The 21,079-nt window shown below is 45.7% G+C and carries 19 protein-coding genes; all 19 read right to left on the bottom strand.

Going from position 1 to position 21,079, the window contains the following annotated elements:
* Window positions 1-137 precede the first annotated feature (137 nt).
* The 19 genes from MHB49_RS12705 to dapG all read right to left on the bottom strand — a co-directional run bounded on the left by MHB49_RS12705 (window position 138) and on the right by dapG (window position 20,888).
* Window positions 138-872: a regulatory protein RecX gene (locus tag MHB49_RS12705; protein WP_405156333.1), complete on the bottom strand. Its 735-nt coding sequence runs from the start codon at window positions 870-872 to the stop codon at window positions 138-140.
* 229 nt (window positions 873-1,101) lie between these two features.
* Complete coding sequence (gene recA, locus MHB49_RS12700) at window positions 1,102-2,166, bottom strand: recombinase RecA (RefSeq protein ID WP_282189462.1); 1,065 nt, start codon at window positions 2,164-2,166, stop codon at window positions 1,102-1,104.
* A 239-nt stretch (window positions 2,167-2,405) separates the two neighbouring features.
* Complete coding sequence (locus MHB49_RS12695; RefSeq protein WP_247902211.1) at window positions 2,406-3,662, bottom strand: competence/damage-inducible protein A; 1,257 nt, start codon at window positions 3,660-3,662, stop codon at window positions 2,406-2,408.
* A gap of 107 nt (window positions 3,663-3,769) precedes the next feature.
* The gene (gene pgsA / locus MHB49_RS12690; protein ID WP_405156332.1) at window positions 3,770-4,357 is read right to left on the bottom strand and encodes a CDP-diacylglycerol--glycerol-3-phosphate 3-phosphatidyltransferase; all 588 of its coding nucleotides are present in this window, start codon (window positions 4,355-4,357) and stop codon (window positions 3,770-3,772) included.
* Window positions 4,358-4,683: 326 nt separating this feature from the next.
* Window positions 4,684-5,175: a YajQ family cyclic di-GMP-binding protein gene (locus MHB49_RS12685; RefSeq protein ID WP_247902209.1), complete on the bottom strand. Its 492-nt coding sequence runs from the start codon at window positions 5,173-5,175 to the stop codon at window positions 4,684-4,686.
* A gap of 152 nt (window positions 5,176-5,327) precedes the next feature.
* On the bottom strand, window positions 5,328-5,498 hold the full coding sequence (locus tag MHB49_RS12680) for a hypothetical protein (protein WP_157258470.1): 171 nt from the start codon (window positions 5,496-5,498) through the stop codon (window positions 5,328-5,330).
* A 67-nt stretch (window positions 5,499-5,565) separates the two neighbouring features.
* A complete protein-coding gene (locus tag MHB49_RS12675; protein ID WP_405156331.1) occupies window positions 5,566-6,597 on the bottom strand; it encodes a RodZ domain-containing protein in 1,032 nt (343 codons plus the stop codon).
* Window positions 6,598-6,663: 66 nt separating this feature from the next.
* Window positions 6,664-7,431: a DUF3388 domain-containing protein gene (locus MHB49_RS12670; RefSeq protein WP_247902207.1), complete on the bottom strand. Its 768-nt coding sequence runs from the start codon at window positions 7,429-7,431 to the stop codon at window positions 6,664-6,666.
* Between the two features lie 197 nt (window positions 7,432-7,628).
* On the bottom strand, window positions 7,629-7,892 hold the full coding sequence (locus MHB49_RS12665; RefSeq protein WP_247902206.1) for a DUF3243 domain-containing protein: 264 nt from the start codon (window positions 7,890-7,892) through the stop codon (window positions 7,629-7,631).
* Window positions 7,893-8,066: 174 nt separating this feature from the next.
* Window positions 8,067-8,837 carry an elongation factor P 5-aminopentanone reductase gene (gene ymfI / locus MHB49_RS12660; protein ID WP_405156330.1) on the bottom strand — a complete coding sequence of 257 codons (771 nt, stop codon included), beginning with the start codon at window positions 8,835-8,837 and terminating at the stop codon, window positions 8,067-8,069.
* A 1-nt stretch (window position 8,838) separates the two neighbouring features.
* Entirely contained in the window at window positions 8,839-10,119 is a 1,281-nt protein-coding gene (gene yfmH, locus MHB49_RS12655; RefSeq protein WP_405156329.1) for an EF-P 5-aminopentanol modification-associated protein YfmH, read from the bottom strand.
* 3 nt (window positions 10,120-10,122) lie between these two features.
* On the bottom strand, window positions 10,123-11,403 hold the full coding sequence (yfmF, locus tag MHB49_RS12650) for an EF-P 5-aminopentanol modification-associated protein YfmF (protein ID WP_405156328.1): 1,281 nt from the start codon (window positions 11,401-11,403) through the stop codon (window positions 10,123-10,125).
* A 126-nt stretch (window positions 11,404-11,529) separates the two neighbouring features.
* Window positions 11,530-12,360, bottom strand: coding sequence for a spore cortex-lytic enzyme (sleB, locus tag MHB49_RS12645; RefSeq protein ID WP_405156327.1), 831 nt, complete (start codon window positions 12,358-12,360; stop codon window positions 11,530-11,532).
* A gap of 190 nt (window positions 12,361-12,550) precedes the next feature.
* Window positions 12,551-15,280: a DNA translocase FtsK 4TM domain-containing protein gene (locus MHB49_RS12640; RefSeq protein ID WP_405156326.1), complete on the bottom strand. Its 2,730-nt coding sequence runs from the start codon at window positions 15,278-15,280 to the stop codon at window positions 12,551-12,553.
* 90 nt (window positions 15,281-15,370) lie between these two features.
* Window positions 15,371-15,601, bottom strand: coding sequence for a YlzJ-like family protein (locus tag MHB49_RS12635; protein ID WP_405156325.1), 231 nt, complete (start codon window positions 15,599-15,601; stop codon window positions 15,371-15,373).
* Complete coding sequence (locus MHB49_RS12630) at window positions 15,598-16,377, bottom strand: ClpP family protease (protein WP_247902199.1); 780 nt, start codon at window positions 16,375-16,377, stop codon at window positions 15,598-15,600. The genes MHB49_RS12635 and MHB49_RS12630 overlap by 4 nt, the downstream gene beginning before the upstream one ends.
* Before the next feature lie 215 nt (window positions 16,378-16,592).
* Complete coding sequence (locus tag MHB49_RS12625; protein ID WP_053783840.1) at window positions 16,593-18,272, bottom strand: ribonuclease J; 1,680 nt, start codon at window positions 18,270-18,272, stop codon at window positions 16,593-16,595.
* A 475-nt stretch (window positions 18,273-18,747) separates the two neighbouring features.
* Window positions 18,748-19,623: a 4-hydroxy-tetrahydrodipicolinate synthase gene (gene dapA, locus MHB49_RS12620; protein WP_247902198.1), complete on the bottom strand. Its 876-nt coding sequence runs from the start codon at window positions 19,621-19,623 to the stop codon at window positions 18,748-18,750.
* Window positions 19,624-19,670: 47 nt separating this feature from the next.
* Window positions 19,671-20,888, bottom strand: coding sequence for an aspartate kinase (gene dapG / locus MHB49_RS12615; protein ID WP_247902197.1), 1,218 nt, complete (start codon window positions 20,886-20,888; stop codon window positions 19,671-19,673).
* Window positions 20,889-21,079: the final 191 nt, after the last annotated feature.

Raw genomic sequence — 21,079 nt, 5'->3', positions numbered from 1 at the left:
GAATGGTATAAATCTTCAAAAACAGAAACCGCTTTTTTGGAAGGAAAAAGGGTTGTCCATTTCTTACAGACTCATGTCCATTTTAGTATTTGACGAAAGAAATTGTCAAGAGAATGCGGTATTGTGAGTCCAGTCTGCTAATCCCATAACAACGCTTCGCCATCTTCGTGGTCTTGTTCCTCGTCTTCTTCAATTAAACAATTTACGACTCGACGTACCATATCCATGGAAAAACCTCGTCTCATCAAGAAGGGAAGCGTTTTACGTTTCTTCTCCTGGATGTCTCCTTTGACCTGATTCCATTTTTTGCGTCCTGCGGTTAGAGCTGTTTCAAATTCCGTATCTGTACTTACACCTTCCAGTGCTTGGGCAATCAGTTCATTGGCAATGCCCTTCTGACGAAGCTCTTGCCTTATCCACAGTTTTCCCTTCCGCTGGCCCTCCATACGCTGGCGTGTCCATTCCTTCGCAAACAGTTCATCATCGACCAAATTCTCCCGCTCAAGCCGATCCAGAGCCTCTTCAATTAACGGTGCAGCAAACTCCTTCTGACGAAGCTTCTGACTTAATTCGTGGCGTGTACGGGGTTTATGTTCGAGATATCGCAAAGACTGCACATACGTCCGCTGTCGCTCGTCAGCTATGATAATCTCTTCCAAGTCTTTTTTCATAAAGGTATTCCCTCGGGTCATCCGATATTTAATCATTACATCTTCAAGCACCGTAATTGAATATAAACCAAAGGTAATTCGATAACGAGCCTCTCTACTCTTCGTTCGTTCAACTCGTGTAATGGTAAGTTCTTCGTTATCCGGGAATTGGGAAATACCCTCCAGCTTGGCTTCTTCATTTAAATCTTCATGTTGATCCATCTTGGTCTCCCCTTCACGTTTGTTTCTCCAAATATGCTAAACATATCTTCTACGAAGATAGCGTACAAATACAAAAGGCCGGGATCCTAACCCGGCCTCATCCTTATCAGTAAGCGTGCCAACAGCCTCTGTCCACTGGGACAGAGGCTGTTGGACAGCATGAGAACACCTTCCCCCTTAGCTAAAGGTTGAGCTAAGCTCAATCAGATCATTCCGGGAGTCTGGAGAATTACTCGTTAATTTCAAACAATTCTTGTTCTTCAGCTGCTTCTTTTTGCTGATCTTCCGTTGTAGGTACAGGAACTGCAGTAGTTAGATTGCTGGCTTCACGAATTTTTTGTTCAATTACTTGAGCAATCTCTGCATGCTCTTTCATGAACTGCTTCGCGTTCTCACGTCCTTGACCTAAACGCTCACCCTCGTAAGAGTACCATGCACCGCTTTTGTTCACGATATCCAGCTCTGTACCAATATCAATGATACTGCCTTCTCTTGAAATACCTTCACCGTACATAATATCCACTTCGGCTTGTTTAAACGGTGGCGCCACTTTATTTTTTACAACTTTGATACGAGTACGGTTACCGATGATGTCATTGCCTGATTTAATACTCTCAATACGACGTACATCCAGACGTACTGTAGAGTAGAATTTCAGGGCACGACCACCAGGTGTTGTCTCCGGGTTACCAAACATAACACCGACTTTTTCACGAAGCTGGTTGATAAAGATTGCGATGGTTTTGGATTTGCTGATTGCACCAGACAGTTTACGCAACGCCTGAGACATCAGACGGGCTTGCAAACCGACATGGGAATCGCCCATTTCACCTTCAATTTCCGCTTTGGGTACCAAGGCGGCAACCGAGTCAATAACGACAATATCTACAGCCCCACTACGTACAAGCGCTTCTGCGATTTCAAGCCCTTGCTCACCCGTATCTGGCTGGGACAGAAGCAACTCATCAATGTTAACACCCAGTTTGCTTGCGTAATTAGGGTCAAGCGCATGCTCAGCATCGATAAATGCTGCTTGTCCACCAACACGTTGCACCTCGGCAATCGCGTGCAATGCTACAGTGGTTTTACCGGAAGATTCCGGTCCATATATTTCAACAATACGGCCTTTGGGCAAGCCGCCTGTTCCTAATGCAATATCCAAAGCTAAGGAACCACTGGGAATTATTTCCACATTCATATGAGTGGACTCACCCAGTTTCATGATGGATCCTTTACCAAATTGCTTCTCTATTTGACGGAGCGCCATATCAAGCGCGGCACGACGGTCTGACAATAAGCTCACACCCTTTACTGTTTATAAGATAATGATACCTTGTTTTAACACGTTTGCCAAGCTTTTTTTCGAACATACATTCGTTTTTTTTATAAAGGCCGAGGCGCCTCTTCCTCTGGGAAACCTTCCATTAAACAGAAAAAAGAACCGTAAACAAGGCTGTTACGCCTAATTCTGCGGTTCTTCCGTCTTCCTTTATTATACTTGTTTGCCTATACAAATGCAATCCGGACTATGAATTAGTCCATTTCCACAAGTTTGCGCCACAAACGATAAAGAATCGCTTTTGCTGAACGAATCCGAACTGTTTCCCGGTTGCCATTAATGCGCAGTTCATGAATTTCCGTTTCTTGACCACGTTGAGCCAGACCAATGAAAACAAGTCCTGGCGGTTTGCGTTCGGAATAACCGGGGCCGGCCACACCTGTAACCGACAGACCGAAGTCCGCATCCCCAATCATGCGAATCTGCTCTGCCAGCACTTTGGCCACTTCCGGACTGACCGCGCCCGGTGCATCTTCACCTTCGAGATAGGCATGTGGCACATGAAGCAGTTTTTCCTTGATTTCATTGGAGTAACATACAATTCCGCCCTTAAGCATCGACGCACTGCCAGGGACTGATGTCAGACTCTGCATGACGAGCCCTCCCGTGCAGCTCTCAGCCGCACTAAGGGTCAGACCCATATCAGACATCATGGTTACAATTGTGTACTCTATAGGCACATCCTCGTTCGCGTAGAGATGCTCCGGCAAGCGTTCCCGAATCTGAACTTCCATTGCATCCAGCTTCAGCATCGCTTCACTCTCACTTGGAGCCTTGGTGGATATGCGTACTGTAACTTCTCCCTCACTTGCATAAGGAGCAATGGTAGGATCTGTCTGTGTATCAATTAGATCCAGGAGCCGGTCTTCCAATGCCGATTCGCCAATACCTGCAAACTTCAGCATTTTGGAGTAAATCGGCATTTCTTCTGTCAGCACATGCTGGAACAACCATGGCTTAACTTCCTGTTCAAACATAGGTATCAGCTCTTTCGGTGGTCCAGGCATAACGACATAATGCTTGCCATTGTCGGAAATCGCATTCCCTGCGGCAAGGCCTGTTTCGTTTGCCAGCGGTGTCCCGCCCTCTATAACAATCGCCTGACGACGATTGTTTTCAGTCATGTCCACATTGCGATTCCGGAAGAAGCTCTCAATTTTGTCCATAGCCATCCGATCTATATGCAGCTTGCGATTCAAGACTGCCGCAATCGCATCCTTGGTCAGGTCATCCTGTGTAGGCCCGATGCCCCCGGAAAATAAAATGACGTCTGCACGACCCTGAGCGATACGAATGGCGTCACAAAGTCGATTTAGATTATCACCAACCACCGTTTGGAAATACACATCAATCCCGATTGCAGCCAATTCACGGGATAGATATCGAGCATTGGTATTCACAATTTGTCCAAGCAACAATTCTGTGCCAACTGCGATGATTTCTGCCTTCATTCAGCATCCTCCTGTAAACGTGATGAGTGATCAAAGGGCAATAGGATGATTTCCTATTGCCCTTTGTACAAATGATTTCTTCCTGCTACCCATTTATCCTCAAACCGTTATGCTTTTGATAATTGAAGCAAATTTTTGTTTTTGATAAAGTAATCAATGCCTGACCAAATCGTAATAATCGCTGCGGCCCAAACGGCAATAATATCCATATGAATACCCGTGAACGAGAACGGAAAATTATTCAACAGCAGCAGCACAATCGCCACAATTTGCACGACGGTCTTCAATTTGCCCCAGGCACTTGCCGCAACAACCGAACCATCCAATAATGCAATCTGACGCAAGCCGGTAACCGCAAACTCACGACTAATGATGACCACAGCAATCCAGGAATCCAACTTGCCCATCTCCACAAGCGAAATCAGCACCGCAGTAACCAATAACTTGTCAGCCAGTGGATCAAGCAATTTGCCCAGGTTGGTAACCATATTATTTTTCCGCGCCAGATAGCCATCAATTCCATCGGTGCTTGCTGCAATAATAAAAATGACTGCAGCAATCAACTGATTATACGGAAGCAATAAGCTTCCCAATTGCAATGGTTCTGGATAAAACGGAAAATCCACGAGCAGGAATACCATCAAAAAAGGGATTAAGCAAATTCGTGCAAGCGTAATCCGGTTGGGTAAATTCACAAGACGCCCTCCCTCTTATCCTCCATTACTCCAAACATTCATCCTAATCCCGTATTCATCATCCGGAACATGAAATTTTCAGGTTTCACTGTCAAATCAGCACTAAAGTGCTCTCACTATGTAAAAAACGCAAAAAATAAAGTCAACCGTTCAAACGCAAAACCCGTTTTAAACGTTCCGGCGACTTCCAGAAGATGTACTGCTTTTCACAAAGTCAGCAAACGATGATGACTGGGCTTTGATGCTTATCTGCCAGCAATGCACACTTAGTATAATATACGCCAATTGCAGTGTCAAAAAACATATCCAGCTACAATGAGGAAATATTACTTAAAATTTGTATATTGCAGATCCAGAGGTAAATTGGCGCCATTCAACAACTGCATAACGGCTTGCAAATCATTCTTGCTCTTACCTGTTACCCGGAGTTGATCTCCCTGAATCTGACTTTTCACTTTCATTTTGGAGTCACGAATCAGAATATTGATTTTTTTAGCGACATCCTGATCAATCCCCTGCTTGAAATTCAAGCGTTGACGGACTGTACCTGAAGAAGCCGGCTCTACTTTTGCATAATCAATGTTTTTTAAAGGTAACCCACGCTTAGCCATTTTGGATTGCAGCACATCAATGACAGCCTTGAGTTTGGTCTCATCATCAGATACGATCGTTAACGCATCCTTATCCAGTTTCAGACTGCTCTTGCTGCCCTTGAAGTCATAACGCGTGCCAATTTCCTTTTCCGTTTGTGTAACGGCATTTGTCAATTCTTGCAAGTCCATTTTGGACACGATATCAAATGAATTTTCTGAACTCAAACCAGTCACCCTTTCAGTAATCATATGTTCTGTAACATTATAGAGGATACGCCAAGCAAAAGTCTAATTTTATGAGGTTTTTCAAAATAAAAAAGCATTTTTGGCTGCCATTTGAAATGGTTGCCAAAAATGCATGCCTTGCGGCTGCCATTCTAATAACGGCTGCGATTAGGCTGTCTGAACATGTCGAGCACTCCCAGAAGCACATGCGCAAGTCCAAAGCCCAAAATCCCGTAACCCCAGGCAGTTGGAGTCAAGTAATAACCCAGGAGGCTGACAATAATCCCCAAACCTGTTACGATCCAGCTGACTGTCACAGCCATCCACCTCACTTCACCAAAAGTTAACTGCAAGTTAAGACAAGGTTAGTCTCTCCCGCAGAAACTTTGGTTATTCACCGCTTGTGCCTGTGGTTCCTTCGGTCGTGCTTCCTGTTTCATTCGTCGAAGTGCCTTCAGAACCTGTCGAGGATGTATCCTGACCAAGTCTTAACCGAATGCGGTTGGTCGCTTTGCCGTCTGTCACAACCTGCCCTGCAACCTCAATTGTGGTCGCCGCAGCGTAACCGGACTTAATGTACATTCCTGAACTGTCCAATTCAAAAGTATAGCTGTCTCCCTCTGCGGTGTTGCCGTACTCCAACTTCTCTCCACTAGAGTTCTCGCCCTTGTATACTTCCAGCCAACTATGGCCCGTTGCTTTAATCGTAACCGTTACAGGCTGCCCTGCGCTGCCGTTAACCTTAAAGTTCGTAATATTGCCTGATTTTCCGTCTTCAGCAACGGTTACAGAAGCCGGCGGAATATTATCTGTTGGGTTCTCTTCATTTTCCCCTGTCGTTTGTCCGTCCGTCTGCCCCTCTGTCGTTCCGCCACCGTTACCGCCTGCCTCGCCTTCATTCGTTTCTCCACTACCTGATTCATTAGCTGGAGGTTTAGTAGCTTGGCCATTATCTACCGGCTTATCCGGCTCATCTTGCGGTTGCTGTTGACTGTCTGTGATCTTCGTCTGATCCAGCCCTTGTGTATCCGAATCATCCTTGTTCATCACCACATACACATATAACAGCACAAGAATCAACACCGGAAAAGTCCACATCAGTGCAACAGACATCCAGCGGTTGCTGCGCTCTACCGGACGACTTGAACGCTTTTGAATAACCGGCTCCATTGTTGCTTCCGTTTCTTCTGCAGGTACATCTTTCTTATGTCCCTCCAACAGCTCATCAGGATTCAGTCCCACCGTTTCCGCATAGGTTTTGATAAATGCACGCACGTAGAAGCTTCCAGGCAGCACTTTGTAGTCTCCTGCCTCTATCGCCTCCAGATACCTCTTGCGAATTTTAGTCATTTCCTGTACATCGTCAAGACTCATCCCTTTTTGCAGCCGGGCCTCCCTTAACTGCTGACCCAGTTCAGACATGCCATCTCCTCCTTATGTTTATCTCTTAAGTTGTTGCTTATCTATTTCATGATTCCGTAGGGAGCGTTACAGTTCGTCGGTGTAGCTACCCGTAAACGTATCATAAATAATTTCTTCATTCGGATTGTTTCGAAGTTCAATAATAATGTCAAAATCGTTGAAATCATATTCGGATTCCTGAACAAAAATGTCCGGATGTTCAATGACTTTGGTGCTGGGCATCGTCATAATATCCTGCAACAGATTATAGTGCCGTTCACTTGAACGGATGGTGCTGACAATGCCGTCAATGATAAACACATTGTTTGGATTCAATTCGTCCTCGGACATCTGGCTCCGGATGGTCTGACGAAGAAGTGTGGAGGAAACAAACGTCCAGCGTTTCATCGCACATACGCTGCCCGCAATAATCGACTCCGTTTTGCCTACACGCGGCATTCCCCGCAATCCGATAACCTGATTGCCTTCCCTCTTAAATACTTCACCCAAAAAGTCCACAAGTAACCCAAGTTCATCTCTTGTAAAACGAAATGTCTTGCGATCATCCGAATCACGATCAATATACCGACCATGACGCACAGCCAGAATGTCTACCAGTTTCGGTTGACGTAACGCAGACACAGTTATGCTGTTGACTTTGCCCAGCATTTCACCCAGCAGACGAATCTTCTCGTCATCGTCCGACTCCAGCAGCATGCCCCGGGTTTTGCCTTCAACACCGTTAATGGTCAATATATTCACTTCAAGCATCCCCAGCATAGAGGCAATATCGCCTAATAGACCAGGTCTGTTCTTATGTATTTTATACTCCATGTACCATTGTTTAGATTCCATTTAAACACCCCGTAAAGCATTATTCCACATTATTCGACAGTAACAGAACGTGTCCATTGGACAGCAATCTGAGATATCTTCTAAAAATGGGTCACGTTAATGATATATAAAATGAAAATGAATTACAAGAACAGGTCTGTAATCAATGTGTAATCATTAGAGAAAAGCCCCCTTGCGGGAGCTTTCCATCTGTAATCTTATGCGTTTTGTTTGGCCAATTTGACCATCAGGCACGCAATCGTGCGACGTTCATTCTCGTCGCCGACTTCCCATAGTTCTTTCAATGCCCGGTTGGAAGGGTTCGCCGGATCTACTTTCTCTTCCAGGAAGTCACCGATTTCATACGCAAGTTTGTTGATGGTTTCTTCGTTCATTCCCATCTTCTCTGCTTGCTGTACGCGGTCACCCAAAAACTTCTTCCAAGTGTCGAAACTCGTGAGCACCGTTTTTTCTGTTGACATGATAAATCCTCCTTTGCTTGACGCATGAGATTTAAAATCAACAGTTGTAATATGTGCTTCCCAGGCATTTTATATACAAGCATTTTGAATTAATCGAAAATCATCATCGAATCATTAATTTCCATCAAGACGCTACACGAAGTTAATTCAAATTTGAATCCGCACCCCAATACGTTAGGTGAGCCAGCCACCATTTGGACTTATGATCTGCCCGTTAATGTAGCCAGATTCGGGAAGTGCCAGGAAGTAAACCAATGATGAGATTTCATCTGGCTGTGCAAGTCTGCCTGCCGGAATTTCCTCTTCCAGCATTTTGAGTTCATCCTGATCCAGATGGTTCAGCATGGATGTCTGAACTGCACCCGGAGCTACAGCATTCACTGTTACGCCAGATGGAGCCAGCTCCTTGGCGAGAGCTTTGGTGAATGCATTTACACCACCTTTGGTTGTAGAATACAACACTTCACAAGAGGCACCCGACAATCCCCAGATCGATGACACGTTAATGATTCGGCCATATCTTTGTGAGATCATGTGAGGCATCAATTCCTGCGTACACAAGAACGTGCCTTTCAGATTGATCGCCATCACTTCATCCCAGATTTCTTCCGTTACATCGGATAACATTCCGTAATGTGATATCCCTGCATTATTTACCAGAATGTCCGGCATCAGCCCATGTAATTCCAGCTTCTCACGCATACGAGCAATTTGCTCCCGACTGCGAAGGTCAGCAGACACCGTCATGACTCTACCACTGCCTTGTTCCATGCATCTTCTCGCCGCTTCATTAGCTGCTTCATGCGATTTCATGTAGTGAATGACTACATTCATGCCAACCTTGGCAAAACGCTCTGCGATGGCCGCTCCAATGCCTCCGCTTGCGCCCGTTACAAGTACCGTCATTTCTCCAATCGGCTTCAATTGTCCTGTTCCCCTCTCCATATTAAGGACTCACAACAAGTGATATCGCCAGTTGATCCCAACGAATATGCTCTTTCAATCTGCGATTTACTTCTTCCAAGGTAAGCGATTCATACAACGGGAGCATGTTGAAAAAATCACCACCACGGAATTGCTGTCGCGTGAATTCATTTGCAATATTTTCAGGTGAATTGAGCATGCGCAAATATCCACCTATTTTCTTCTTGCGTGCGCGCTCAAAGTCGGTTGCATCAAATCCTTTTTCCACAATAGCATCAACTTCTTCACGGATACGGGCAAGCAGTAGATCTGGATCTTTGGTGTCCCCGCCAATAGCAGAAAAAGCATATTGCGGCGAACTGTTATATTCATGTCCAAAACTGTCTGAAATCAGGTCTTCATCATACAATTTTTGAAATAGTGGAGTACTGGAGCCAAATAACAGATCCATCATTAGTTTGGTTGTCATATCCCGGCGCAACAGGTCTTCTCCAGTAAGTCCCACATCCGTCTCCTTAAAACCAAACAAACATTTGGGCAGAGATACGGCCAGTTTGGATTCACGTCTGGCTTCACCCACTTGCTTAGGTTCCGGTTCAAATATTCGTTCGATTTGTCCTTGAGACTTGTAATCTTTCTTCGACTGGTTCGAACGTACCATATCGATCACTTCTTGTGGGTCTACTCCTCCCACGACAAATAAAAGCATGTTGCTTGGATGATAAAAAGAATTGTAGCATGTGTACAACGTTTCTTTCGTTATCGTACCTATGGATTCAACGGTTCCGGCAATATCAATATGCACGGGATGCTTCTGATACATTGCCTCGATCAAGCCAAAATAAACGCGCCAATCCGGATTATCCGCATACATGTTAATTTCCTGAGCAATGATCCCTTTTTCCTTCTCCACATTCTGATCAGTGAAGTAAGGATTTTGCACAAAATCAACTAATGTTTGTATATTTTCATTAACGTATTCCGTCGCTGAAAACAGATAAACCGTCTGGTCAAAACTGGTGAAAGCATTGGCTGAAGCTCCATGAGAAGCAAATGTGGCAAAAATATCGCCTGTAGGTTCTTCAAACATTTTGTGTTCTAGAAAATGCGCAATTCCGTCGGGAACTTTCACTTCCTCTTGTCCTTCAACCCGAAAATGATTGTCGACCGAACCATATTTGGTTGCAAACGTCGCATATGTTTTCTGGAATCCCGGTTTAGGCAAAATGTAGACCTGCAGCCCGTTATCCATCACTTCATAATACAGCGTTTCCTGCAAACGATCGTATGTTATGCTCTCCACCGATTATTCCCCCTTCTCATCACGCAAGAAATAAATCGTATCCAGACGGAATTTCTCTGCCGCCTCACGGACATTTTCTTTGCTGATCTGTTCTACCTGGGCCAGCAGTTCCTCGGCTGTGCGCTCTTTGCCAGACAACTGTCGATTAAAATCATAAGCAATCAGCTCAAATGCTGAATCCTGCATTTCTTTGAGCAGATTACGAATCATCGCCTTGGTCTGAGACATCTCCAGGTCAGTGATATTTCCATTCTTCATTTCATCCAGCTGCTGCATGATAATCTTGACGGCTTTTTCGTAATTGGGAATCTCAATCCCTGATTGAATCGTTGCGATACCCTTATGTCCGTCATAACGAGAGGAGGCATAATACGCCAGACTTTCTTTTTCACGAACATTAACAAACAGCTTGGAATGAGGATATCCTCCGAGAATACCGTTATACATCAAAGCTGCTGCATAATGAGGGTCACCATAAGTAATCGAAGTGCGAAGCCCCATGTTGAGCTTACCCTGATTAACATTAAGCCGTTCTACAACGGTTTGAACTTCTTTATCACCACGAATAGCTTCCTGTGTGTGATAGTCGGAAGAGGTCACACGGTCAACATTGAAATAACGCTGCACCAGGTTCTCTACCTCTTCCAGCGTTGTATCGCCCACCACATACAAGTCCATACTTGCCTGCTGCAACCATTCCTGATACGAAGCCGTCAAAGTATCTGGATCAATGCCGGGCAAATCCTTACGCTCACCAAGCGGGTGCAAGCGGTAAGGTTCGTTTTTACACATCTCCTCAATACTGCGTTCTGCAGCATAGCGCATTTTGTCATTGACGATGGATTCCAGCATTTTGCGAACAGTCTCCCGCTCAGCTTGAACATAAGAGGTTCGGAAATGTCCATCCTCCTGTGCGGGGCGTGTGAGCACCTCTCCCAGAAAAGCAAAAGAACGATCCAACAACTGCTCGTCCCCGCCAACAAAGGAATCGTTAATGGTATCCATACGGAACTGAACGATCTGGTAATCTCCACGTTTATAGACATCAAAGCCAAAACCCGCTCCATACAAATGTTCCAACTGTTCACGAAATTGCGTTGTTTCCGGATACGATTCAGTTCCGCGCCGGAGCACGAAAGGTGTTAGTGCTACTTTGGTTACCGTATTTTCCTGCAGGGGAACCCCTGCGTAAAGTGAGATCGCAAATGTCTTAAAACGTTTCGTAGGAAGAACATGTATGCGGAATTCTTTCCGGTTTCCTCGTTCAAATCCTGATGTATTCAAATGTCAAAACCCCTTTACGGCGTCATTTGTCATGCAATATGTGAAGCTTAAGCGTAACAACCATTTTAACCCATTCAAAAGGCAAGAAGCAACCGAAGTCACGCCTTCTGGTTGCTTCTAAGATCATCACATACAGAATATATGCTGCCCGATTGTTTTTACCTGAGGACGTGTCCAGATCCATTTGGATGTTGCTGTCTTCGGATTAAAATAATAGAGGCATCCACCGGATGGGTCCCAACCATTTATCGCCTGTTCAACTGCTTTTTTAGCTTGTGCATTCGGTTCCAAATAAATCTGGCCATCCGCAACGGCTGTAAATGCACCCGGCTGGAAAATTACACCTGACGGTGTGTTCGGGAAACTAGGTGATTTAACACGATTCAGGATAACCGCCGCTACAGCCACTTGACCTTCAAACGGCTCTCCGCGAGATTCACCATATACGGCGTTAGCCATAATTTTGATTTCGTTCTCCGACAACCCCATGGAATTGGCAGACCCCATATTGTCCTGCTCTTTATCCGCAGCATTGTTATTGTTGCCACTATTACCTGAATTTTGATCCTTGTGCATCGGTGTTTCTGTTGGTGACCATTGTTTTGAAGCATTGTAAAGTTTCAGCTTGGTTTTGGCCCCAACCACGCCATCTACCTTCATACCGAATTCCGACTGAAACCATTTTACCGATTTCAATGTGGTGCTGCCAAAATTACTGTCAATTTTACCATTGTAAAATCCCAAATACTTCAGCCGGCCTTGAAGCTCGTATACATCCTGACCATAACTTCCGTATTTCACAGCATTGGTGCTAAAGGTGGGTAAGGACTTCTCTTCAACCTGCGGGCTGCTCTGGTTTGGACTTTCGCTTGCTGTATTCCCAGGAAGTAAATATCGAATTCCCAATGCGGATATCAGCAAAATAGCAGTGAAAAGCCATATGTTCATTTTTCGCATCGACTGTGCTCTACCTTTCTCTTGTGGGATTAACAGAATCGCTAAGGTTATTATGACAAGCATACTTCGTTCCTATGCACCAAATCCTCCGATCATTGGGCATCATGGCAAATCTTCAGTCCAATGGCATGCAAAAAGCCCTCAACCATTACGGTTAAGGACTTGATTTATATCGTTTGCATATTGCGTATTACGAGCTTATTTTATTCTGTTGATACTGCTCCAGCGAAATCAATACTTCCCTTGGTTTGCTCCCCTCGTAAGGACCAATTACGCCTCGGGCTTCCATAGAGTCAATCAATCGAGCTGCGCGGGTATAACCAACTCGCATTCGGCGTTGCAGCAGAGAAACCGAGGCCTGTTTCGCCTCCAAAATAATCTGCACAGCCTGTTCATATAACTCATCCTGTACTTCATCTGCTGCCTGAACGGAATCATCCACCTCAGGAACAAGAGAGTCGTCATACTGCGCTTCACCCTGACCACGCACGTAATTCACGATATTTTCAACTTCCTCATCACTCATGAAGGCACCTTGTACACGAACCGGCTTTGAAGCTCCCATAGGCATAAACAGCATGTCTCCCCGACCCAACAGCTTCTCGGCTCCCCCCATATCCAAAATGGTTCGGGAATCCACTTGAGAGGATACACCGAAAGCAATCCGGGAAGGGATGTTGGCTTTGATTACACCCGTAATAACATCCACAGATGGGCGCTGAGTGGCAATGATCAGGTGGATACCCGCTGCACGTGCCATCTGAGCCAATCGTGCAATCGCGTCTTCCACGTCACCAGCGGCAACCATCATGAGGTCAGCCAGCTCGTCCACGATAACAACGATATAAGGCAAAACCGCCGCTGGATTGTCCTTCATCAGATTGTTGTAGCCTTCAACGTTCCGTGTACCCGATTTGGAGAACAGCTCATACCTTTTCTCCATCTCAACAACGATCTTTTTGAGAGCAAGCGAAGCTCTTTTGGGATCCGTGACGACCGGTGCCATCAGATGCGGAATACCATTATATACGTTCAGCTCGACCATTTTGGGATCGACCATCAGAAATTTCACTTCATCCGGCTTCGCTTTGTACAGAATGCTGGTAATAATGCCATTGATACATACGGATTTACCTGAACCCGTTGCACCAGCCACCAGCAAATGGGGCATACGAGCCAGATTACCAATAATCGTCTGTCCAGAGATATCCCGTCCAAATGCAATGGTCACTTTGGATTCGGCTTCCTGGAATGTAGCTGTCTCCATGACCTCCCGCATCGTTACAACCGACACCTCTCCATTCGGTACCTCAATACCGATAGCGGATTTGCCGGGAATTGGCGCTTCCATCCGGATATCCTTTGCCGCCAGGGCTAATGCAATATCATCTGTAAGACTTACAATTCTACTCACCTTCACACCAATATCCGGTTGGATCTCATATCGTGTAACAGCAGGCCCTCTGACGACTTCAAGTACTTTGGCGCGAACACCGAAGCTCTCCAGCGTTGCTTCCAGCTTGCGTGCAGTCTGCATATAGTCCTTCTGGTCGCCGCCCTTACCTCCGTTGTTGGGCTTCGAAAGAAGCCTGAACGATGGAAGTTTATATGGCTTGGGAGGTGGTGGAGGCGGCTTAACAGGCTGCACTTCCTGCCCCTCCGTATCCGAAGCATCCAATCCTTGAGCCGCATGGCTCAACGTAGATGCAACGTCTGAACCACCCTCAGCAGCATCCATCCCATCTGTTCCGGCATCTGCCGCTCCGGGCCACTCCATGTTATCCACAAGTTCATCTGAAATCTTGATTGGAAGCTCATCTGTCTGCATATTATCCGTTAGATCATCTGGGAAAGGATACGCATCATCCAGATCATCATCTTTACTCGCATCCTCGGATCTGACATGTTCAAAGAAGTCACGGATGATTGGAGCCGAATTAGGTCTTGATTGCACAGGAACTGCTGCGGAAGCCATTACATCGGATGCGATGATTGACTCGTCATGCCATGAATCTGCTGGAGTTTCCTGCTCAGCTCGGTAGACAACATGTTCCGTGTCTAAAGAATTATCCTCGTCCAAACCACGCTCATTCTTCGTCCGATCAGAACCCCATTTTCCAAAGAGTTGGAAAAATATCGGGGCTTTTCGTTTCGGTAGCTGCTGATCCTGCAGATCATCGTCATCATCTTCCTCATCGTCCACTGGAACAGGAACCACTTTGCGGACATTCCCGTTTTTCTTGCCGGTAGAGGTTGAGGCTGCCCGGGCTGTTGGTCTAGCCTCCAGCTTTTTGTACATCGCACTTCCTGCATCCCATATCTTGGTTCTGAAAATGCGAATCAGATCAACGTAAGAAAGATTGGTAACCAGCATGAAGCTGATAACAAACATCACGATCATAATCAATCGTGCTCCCAAGCTGCCAAACAACCACAAGAATAAGGCAAACTGCGCTGCTCCAATATAACCGCCGCTAATGTCCTTATTGAGCATCGAATCCCGTTCACCCGGCGCGGCAGGCGTGAGCAGCTCGGTTTGCATATCATTATGTATCTGCGTAAGTACAGCACCAGGCTCAAGGGCTCCAACCGGTATAAGCTTCTGGTGCATGGCAGAGACGGTACTCATCAGGGTTAAGGCAAACACAAGCAATACAAGTCCTGTCTTGCGTGTTGTCCAACCGCTTGGCCATTTTCGGTGAATCATCACCATTAAGCCATAATAAATTCCTATAAGCGGAATCGCAAAATAGAACTTGCCAAGCATTAAACCAAACATCTTGGAAAGCGAGCGCCCTACGGTTGCTTCACCTGACAAAGCAATGACGGCTAAGGTAATAAGCACAATGCCGTAAATTTCATATTTTAAAACGCCGCTAAAAGCTGCGGCCTTTTTTTTCCTCTTTTTTCTTCTGGCCAAAATCAGGTCACCCCCAGAAGAATATTATACCATACAAATATAATCCGTACATATGTTCTTTTTCTGCCCAATTTGTCTTAATTCGTCACGTTATGTTGGTCCCGGGTTACCCGAAAGCGGAACGATCGATCCAGGCATGTTGGCCGGATTCAGATATGCATCCAAGGGACATTCAAGCAAACGTACAATGACAGCCTCATTCTCATTAACAGGTCTGACCTGCATCAATAATCCGTTCATCCTGATCTCCCGAGTGTCTTCTCCCTCATTCCACATCCCTGACCACAGCAGCTCAGGTGGCATTACGGTGTAGAGTGTCATTGGGTATATCCTCCTCCTGCCTGCAGCGATTGCCTTTTGTCCCCTATGAGCTGATTCAACTGGACGATGGCCTGACCGATTCCGCCTACGGCATCCATCAGTCCGTATTTGACTGCATCTGCACTGCCCACAGCTGTTCCGATATCGCGATTGAGCTCTCCAGTCTTAAACATCAGTTCCTTGAACATTTCTTCCGAGATATTCGAGTGCGATGTAACAAATCGTACGACACGTTCCTGCATCTTCTCCATGTACTCAAATGTCTGAGGCACACCTATCACGAGTCCGTTCATCCGGATTGGATGAATGGTCATAGTTGCACTACCTGCGATCAGGGAGTAGGTTGAGGCAACCGCGATTGGTACCCCAATGCTGTGCCCGCCCCCAATGACGACGGTAACCGTAGGTTTGCTAAGTGAAGCAATCATTTCGGCAATAGCCAGGCCTGCCTCCACATCTCCTCCTACCGTGTTTAAAATGATCAAAATACCTTCGATTCGCTGATTTTGCTCTGCTGCAACCAGCTGCGGAATAATGTGTTCATACTTTGTTGTTTTGTTTTGCGGAGGTAAAATTAAATGCCCTTCCACCTGACCAATAATGGTCATACAAAAAATGTTCGACTCAGCTGCGGGTGACTGCGTTTGTCCAAATTGCTGAATGGCCTCCGTTACTGGGGAAAATGTCTTTTCCTCTTGTGCAGGTATTTCCGGTGCCTCGGTGCTCGGTTGTTGTTCCGATTTCGGTGTTTGCTTGCTTTTCATGTATTCACTCATTCAATTTATCCCCTTTTCCAAGAACATGTAATGTATTTCCTTAGTATGGGGAATGTTCCAGCTGACTTATACCCGCTTGCCAATCAATTTCTCCATAATCTGGTGTTGGGCCAGAAAACAACAAAAAAAGCCCCTTCTCTACGAGGAACCGTCCAATATTACTCGTAGAGAAGGGGCGACTGTGTGCCTGAATTTATGTTATTGTTTAATTTATTTTAAACTTCCATAATGATTGGCAAAATCATCGGTCTACGACGAGTTTGCTCATACAAGAAGCGTCCGAGTGCATCTTTAACATTCGTTTTGAGTGAAGCCCATTCGTTAACGTTCTCACTCATCAACTTCTGCAATGTGCTGCTGACGATACGATTGGCTTCATCAAGCAGTCCTTCCGATTCGCGTACATAGACAAATCCACGGGAGATGATGTCCGGACCGGAAACAATTTTGCCATCCTGTTTGCTCAGTGTTACCACAACAACCAGAATACCATCCTGTGACAGCAATTTACGGTCACGCAATACGATGTTACCTACATCGCCTACACCCAAACCGTCGATCAACACGTTACCTGCAGTAACTTTACCTGCCTTGCGTGCTGCTCCGCCTTGAATTTCAACCACTTCACCGATATCCGTAATGAAAATGTTGTCTGGATCAATACCTACAGATTCAGCCAGTACCGCATGACGGCGCTGCATACGGAATTCACCGTGAATTGGTAGGAAATATTTCGGTTTCATCAGGTTAAGCATCAGTTTCAGCTCTTCCTGGCTACCGTGACCGGATACGTGAACGCCACTGTTAGCACCGCTGTAATGCACGTTGGCACCCAAACGGAACAGTTCGTCAATCGTACGGCCTACATATTTCTCATTACCTGGAACTGGAGTTGCAGCAATAATGACCGTATCACCAGGCAAAATATCTACTTTACGATGAGTGGAACGAGCCATACGCGTCAATGCTGACATCGGCTCTCCTTGGCTACCTGTGCAGAGAATTACTACACGGTCAGCAGCCATTTTGCCTACTTCTTCCGGCTCAATGATCATGCCATCTGGAATCTCAAGGTAACCGAGTTCAGAAGCAATACCCACCACATTTACCATACTGCGTCCAATAACTGCAACTTTACGTCCAGTTACTTCAGCTGCATTGATAACCTGTTGAATCCGGTGTACGTTCGAAGCAAATGTTGCTACAACAACACGTTGGCTTGCTTTGCGGAAGATATCTTCCAGAACGATACCCACATTTTTCTCCGAAGGTGTAAATCCAGGTTTCTCAGCATTGGTACTATCGGACAAGAGGGCAAGTACGCCATTGGTTCCGATCTGTGCCATACGCTGGAGATCTGCATATTGACCATTGACTGGAGTGTGGTCAAATTTGAAGTCACCTGTATGAACAACAGCGCCTTCCGGTGTTTCGACACATACGCCGACGGAATCCGGAATACTATGGTTAGTAGCAAAAAACGTTGCTTTCAGTACAGAGCCAAGTTGGATCTCGGAATCCGCATCAATCAGGATGCGTTTGGTTTCACCAAGCAAATTGGCTTCTTTCAGCTTGTTCTCTACGAGTCCGAGCGTAAGCTTTGTTCCATATACGGGAACATTCAGATGTTTCAGAACATATGGCAAACCACCAATATGATCCTCATGTCCGTGAGTCAAAATAATTCCTCTTACTTTGTCACGGTTTTCAGTCAGATAAGAAATGTCAGGAATGACAATGTCGATTCCAAGCATATCTTCTTCCGGGAATTTAAGACCAGCATCTACGACTACAATGTCGTTCGCGTATTGGATGACGTACATATTTTTACCAATCTCGCCTACGCCGCCCAGTGCAAAAATCATCAGTTTATCGTTATTATTTTTCTTAGACAAATGAATCTAAACCTCCTATGGTAGTTGGACGTCGTACCTTATTATTTTATTGTAAGTTAAGAAAAGCAGTCCATTACACACATTCCCACGTAAAGAGATGAATGCAAAAGAGTACCTTTATTCACGATATTTGGAAGAAGTTCTTCGAAGTTATTCCCTTTCATCAACAAGATGGATTTGAAATGATCCTTCTTAGCCGTTCCTTCCTTTTTCACCACAAAGCTACACCAAGAAACGATGTCGCTTTCAATTTCAAAAAAATACCGCACCCAGTCACTTGACATCATTATACATGATTAAAAACAAAAAAAACAAGTCACTCTCTCGTTAACCTCTACGTTTGCCTTCAGTTGTGAAAAGAAACCTAACAATCATCGTCAAAAAAAGAACCGTCTCCTCTTGAGTAAGGAGCGGTTCTTTTGAAATCTATATCGATTTATAAAAGTTAACAAATCAGGTTCATGTTGTATTATTGCTAGTTAAACAAACCACGTATAAAGGCTTGCTCATCCTCTGTTGCGGCTATAAGCGGAAGGCGTACAGATCCTACATTCAGACCGCGCAGTGTCAGAGCGTATTTCACCGCTACAGGGTTCGGTAAAGGCTGCGGGCACTCAAACAGACCTTTGAACACCGGAAACAGCTTCTGATGTATCTGAGCTGCCTGTACAGGCGCACCTCCGAAGTAGGCATCAATCATTTGTTTCATTTCAGCGCCTACCACATGGCTAGCGACACTAACAATCCCGTGAGCACCTACTGCAATAGCAGGTAAGCCAGAGGCATCGTCACCGGAGTACACTCTGAAATGTACCGGCGCACCGGCAGCAATCTGCGTGACTTGCTCCAAAGATACACATTCCTTCGTAGCTACAATGTTTGGAATCTGCGCCAAACGAAGCGTTGTTGCAGCCGAAAGGCTGGCTGCCGTACGTCCAGGGACGTTATACAACATGATTGGCAGTTTCGTTGCATTCGCAATCGCTTCAAAATGTCTAAACATTCCCTCTTGACTTGGTTTGTTGTAATAAGGAACGACCAGCAAAACGCCATCTACACCAACACGCTCCGCGTCCTGAGTCAGATGGATTGAATGAGCGGTGTTATTGCTGCCCGTTCCAGCAATAATTTTGCACCGTCCTCCCGCATGTTTTACTGCGAATTCGAATAGCTCTACTTTTTCTGTGTCGGTAAGCGTGGGAGATTCTCCAGTTGTTCCTGAAATAACGAGCGTCTCTGACTTTTGATCTTCAATCAAATAGTCTATCAGACGTGCGGTCTCCTCCCAATGGATTCCCCCTTGTTCATTGAACGGAGTGACCATTGCTGTAATCAATCTTCCAAAGTCCAATTCGATTCCTCCTTCAAAACAGGCCCTGCTCCGTTGACTTCTAAGTTCTACAAGTGAAGTTCGAATGAGGCATGTAGCGCCCTCAGAGCTTGAACCATATCTTCTTTTTTCACAAGTACCCAAATCGTTGTATTGGAATCTGCAGATTGTAGGATCTGAATATCCGCCATAGTCAAGGATTCCACGATCCGTGCCATAATGCCTGGCACTCCATTGATACCTCCGCCAATGATTGAAACTTTGGCACAGCCGGAAAGACTTTGCGGTTTAAGACCAATTTCCTGCAGTACACGTATGGCTTTCTCGGAATCACTATCAAAAACGGTATAGACTGCTCCCAAGGGGGTAACATTAATAAAATCTACGCTAATCGAATTTTCAGCCATCGTTTTAAACACTTTTAGCTGCAGACGGTCAGCACCGCCTGGCACTTCCACCGTTATCTGCGTAACATTACTCACATAAGCAATCCCTGTTACATATCGGTCAACAATGCCTGTCTGCACATCCTGGAATCCTTCTGGATGCGTAACCAGCGTCCCTTCACTGTCTGCAAAGGTAGACCGGACACGCACTGGAATCTGGGATTGCATCGCAATCTCGACTGCACGTGGATGAATGACCTTGGCTCCTTGATGGGCCATATTACATATCTCGGCATAGCTCACAACAGTCAACGGCCTAGCATCCTCTACGATACGAGGATCTGCTGTAAGTATCCCATTTACATCCGTGTATATGTCCACCATTTCAGCGTGTAATGCTGCACCAAGCGCGGTTGCAGATGTGTCACTTCCGCCACGACCAAGCGTCGTAAAATCACCGTTCTCGGTCTGCCCTTGAAACCCTGTAACAATGACAACACGCCCACTCTGAAGCTGCTCCAGCACACGAACAGGACGGACATCCAAAATTCGGGCATTCCCGAAATTGTCGTCCGTCACAAAACCTGCCTGTGCACCGGTCAGCACCGTAGTTGGAATGCCTTCATGTTCAAGCAAACTGCTCAAAGTTGTTGCAGATATAATTTCACCGCAGCAAAGCAGTAAATCCTTTTCGCGTGCAGATAGTGCATTCCCGTTCTGTGCAGCCCATTCAAGCAACGTATCCGTAGCATAAGGCTCGCCGCGGCGGCCCATCGCTGACACAACAATAACCAGACTTAATCCTGCTTCAAGTTCACGTTTAACATGACGGAGCACATGCTCTCTCGCCTGAACGGTAGAGAGAGAAGTGCCTCCGAATTTCTGTACCATGATGCGCATCTTTATTCCTCCATTTGTGTACGCAAGAAGACTGGACACGGGTCAAATCAACAAATGGATCACCCTAGGGAGCGTTCCGATGCGATAATTTCAGCAATTTATACGGCATTTCATGCCGCTCCTCAATGAAGGATTGTGTGAGACCATCCCAAATGAAGGCCGCGGTTGTTATCGAGATCATGACGCACACG

This window comes from Paenibacillus sp. FSL K6-0108 (assembly GCF_045040695.1).
GTDB classification, from domain to species: Bacteria; Bacillota; Bacilli; order Paenibacillales; family Paenibacillaceae; genus Paenibacillus; species Paenibacillus pabuli_B.
This window is presented reverse-complemented; position numbering and strand designations above follow the sequence as displayed.

Bases quoted from the DNA above. Each gene is read 5' to 3' on its own strand.
- MHB49_RS12705 (WP_405156333.1), bottom strand. From the start codon at position 872: ATGGATCAACATGAAGATTTAAATGAAGAAGCCAAGCTGGAGGGTATT.
- MHB49_RS12695 (WP_247902211.1), bottom strand. From the start codon at position 3,662: ATGAAGGCAGAAATCATCGCAGTTGGCACAGAATTGTTGCTTGGACAA.
- MHB49_RS12680 (WP_157258470.1), bottom strand. From the start codon at position 5,498: ATGGCTGTGACAGTCAGCTGGATCGTAACAGGTTTGGGGATTATTGTC.
- MHB49_RS12675 (WP_405156331.1), bottom strand. From the start codon at position 6,597: ATGTCTGAACTGGGTCAGCAGTTAAGGGAGGCCCGGCTGCAAAAAGGG.
- MHB49_RS12670 (WP_247902207.1), bottom strand. From the start codon at position 7,431: ATGGAATCTAAACAATGGTACATGGAGTATAAAATACATAAGAACAGA.
- MHB49_RS12665 (WP_247902206.1), bottom strand. From the start codon at position 7,892: ATGTCAACAGAAAAAACGGTGCTCACGAGTTTCGACACTTGGAAGAAG.
- ymfI (WP_405156330.1), bottom strand. From the start codon at position 8,837: ATGGAGAGGGGAACAGGACAATTGAAGCCGATTGGAGAAATGACGGTA.
- sleB (WP_405156327.1), bottom strand. From the start codon at position 12,360: ATGCGAAAAATGAACATATGGCTTTTCACTGCTATTTTGCTGATATCC.
- MHB49_RS12635 (WP_405156325.1), bottom strand. From the start codon at position 15,601: ATGACACTCTACACCGTAATGCCACCTGAGCTGCTGTGGTCAGGGATG.
- MHB49_RS12630 (WP_247902199.1), bottom strand. From the start codon at position 16,377: ATGAGTGAATACATGAAAAGCAAGCAAACACCGAAATCGGAACAACAA.
- dapG (WP_247902197.1), bottom strand. From the start codon at position 20,888: ATGCGCATCATGGTACAGAAATTCGGAGGCACTTCTCTCTCTACCGTT.